The sequence below is a fragment of the Methylosinus sp. RM1 genome (genome assembly GCF_011378635.1).
In the GTDB taxonomy this organism is placed as follows: Bacteria; Pseudomonadota; Alphaproteobacteria; order Rhizobiales; family Beijerinckiaceae; genus Methylosinus; species Methylosinus sporium.
Genome location: NZ_WOVC01000094.1, coordinates 1 through 2,139, shown reverse-complemented (window position 1 = coordinate 2,139; position 2,139 = coordinate 1). Strand labels below are relative to the sequence as shown.

Annotated in this window: 3 protein-coding genes; 2 read left to right on the top strand and 1 reads right to left on the bottom strand. The window is 61.3% G+C overall.

What is annotated here, in order from left to right:
- Positions 1–177: 177 nt before the first annotated feature.
- On the bottom strand, positions 178–648 hold the full coding sequence (gene soxR / locus FMZ75_RS21020; RefSeq protein WP_166146241.1) for a redox-sensitive transcriptional activator SoxR: 471 nt from the start codon (positions 646–648) through the stop codon (positions 178–180).
- Positions 649–807: 159 nt separating this feature from the next.
- On the opposite strand from soxR, the gene FMZ75_RS21015 reads away from it, so the two are divergent.
- Positions 808–1,536: an SDR family oxidoreductase gene (locus tag FMZ75_RS21015; protein ID WP_166146238.1), complete on the top strand. Its 729-nt coding sequence runs from the start codon at positions 808–810 to the stop codon at positions 1,534–1,536.
- 354 nt (positions 1,537–1,890) lie between these two features.
- On the top strand, positions 1,891–2,139 hold a 249-nt coding region (locus tag FMZ75_RS21440), incomplete at its 3' end, for a hypothetical protein (RefSeq protein ID WP_207783561.1).

Sequence of the window (2,139 nt, the reverse complement as noted above, 5' to 3'; positions counted from 1 at the left end):
CACAACTCCAGCGTCGTCTCGATCGAAGCTCCCGCCATCCCATGACCCCCGAACCGAATCATGGTGGCTCAGTGAGTCAGAAACCGTTAAAATACGCAACTGTAATGCTAGACAATACACAACTCTGCATAAGGCCGCGCGCTCGATCAGGCCGTCGCCTTCCAGGCCGCGAAGCGCCTACCCGTTCGGGTCGCGCACGCCGTCGTAGTTCAACAGCACAGCTCCCTGCCCCTCGGCGCCGAGCTTGTCGGAAGGATTGCGCAATGGACAATCCTCCAAGGACAGGCACCCACATCCGATGCAGCCATCCAAATTATCGCGCAGCAGGATCAGGCCGTCGATCCTCGCCTGCAACGCGATCCGCCAATTTGCGATCATCTCGCGAACGTCGCCGGCCGTTGGCTGTTTGCCGGCAGGAACCGGCTTCAGAAGGCCGATGATTTCGGCGAGCGGGACGCCGAGGCGCTGGGCGACTCTGATGATGGCGATTCTCCGCAGAATGTCGCGCGAAAAACGTCGCTGGTTGCCGCGGCTGCGGATCGACGCGATCAGGCCCTTGGCCTCGTAGAAATGAAGAGTCGAGACGGCGACGCCGCTTCGTTGCGCCACCTCGCCCACCGACAGCAGCGGAGCAGGCTTCGAATTCATGTCGAAAACCCTCTTGACCTCAACCTCACTCGAGGTCTTATACAGCGTGTCGGCTTGTCTGTGCAAGCTCTTCGGCTTGCGCGGCCGAAGTTGTCTCTCAGAGCCGACGCTCATGGCTGTTCAGACGGGCGCGTCTCTGGCTTATCCCGGACGGATCAAATGGAAGCCGATAATAAGATTCTTGCCTTGGTCAGCGGCGCCAATCGCGGCATTGGACTGGCCATTGCGGCCGGCCTCGCGCGTCGAGGCGCGAATGTTCTGCTCGGTTGTCGTGATTTCGGGCGTGGCGAAGCTGCTTGCGCCGCTTTGCAGAAAGAACGACTGGATGTGCGGCCGGTGCAGCTGGACGCCACGGACGACGTCAGCGTTTCCGCACTTGCGAGGCTGATCGCGCAAGAATACGGCCGCCTGGATGTTCTAATCAACAATGCCGGCATCGGCCTCGACCATGACGCGTCACTGTCGATGGCCGAACGGGCCCGACGGACGTTGGACGTCAATGTCGTCGGGGTCATCCGCTTGACAGAGGCGATGACGCCGCTCCTGTCGAACTCGAAGCGCGCGCGAATCGTGAATGTTTCGTCGGAGCTGAGCTCGTTTGGGCAACGCTCGAAGCCGGATTGGATCTACGCCGATTTCGCGATGCCGACGTATCAGTCATCCAAGGCGGCGCTGAATTCGCTGACGCTCAGCTATGCTCACCTGTTGAAGGACAAGGGAATCAAGGTCAATGCGATCTGCCCCGGCTATACGGCGACGGAAGCGACGAATTTCATGAGTTCGCGGACTCCAGACCAAGCGGCGGTGATCGCGATCAAATGCGCTCTTCTCGAGGACGATGGGCCCACCGGCGCATTCGTCAACGAGGCCGGCGAATTGTCTTGGTGATTTTGATCGAACAACGATCCACCGATCTGTAACGGCTCCGGGGGATCCCTCACGTTGGCCGGCGCGGACGATCGGCCCAGCCGCTCGTCCGCGCCGTTATGTGCAGGATTGCCGTATCCGCCGCCTCGTTCAAAAATTCGACGACGACCTGCTTGCGGTCCCAGCGCGAAAAGCGTTCATCGAACATCCAGCTAAGGACGCTCAGCGAGGCCTGCGCATGTTCTGTACGGGCTGCCTCACCAAGAATGCTCGCTCGATATGCCCCGCGTCACGGGAGCTCGAGGTTCGACAACTCTGTTCGGTCTGACCCGAAAGCCGTCTCGTCATTTCGGGTGAAGTCTCGAGAACCTCGCGATGCACGAAACCCAGCTCGAAGCCCAGGCTCAGCAGCATTTCGGCGGCGGAGCCGACATCGAGATCAGCTTCGGCGATTCCAGCGCTGACGTAGCGAGCGAACCGCGTCTCGAGGCCGCTCCTGATTTCTTCCCGGATCCAGATGCGGTCGAGGGCGGCGGGAAATGGCGGGGGACACCACCCACCATCGCGGTGCGGGCGCACTACAAAGCAAAACCCGAGGGGGGGGGGGGGCGCGGCGGGCCCCGG

What these genes read in the sequence shown, in the direction of transcription:
- soxR (WP_166146241.1), bottom strand. Translation starts at nt 648, where the DNA reads ATGAATTCGAAGCCTGCTCCGCTGCTGTCGGTGGGCGAGGTGGCGCAA.
- FMZ75_RS21015 (WP_166146238.1), top strand. Translation starts at nt 808, where the DNA reads ATGGAAGCCGATAATAAGATTCTTGCCTTGGTCAGCGGCGCCAATCGC.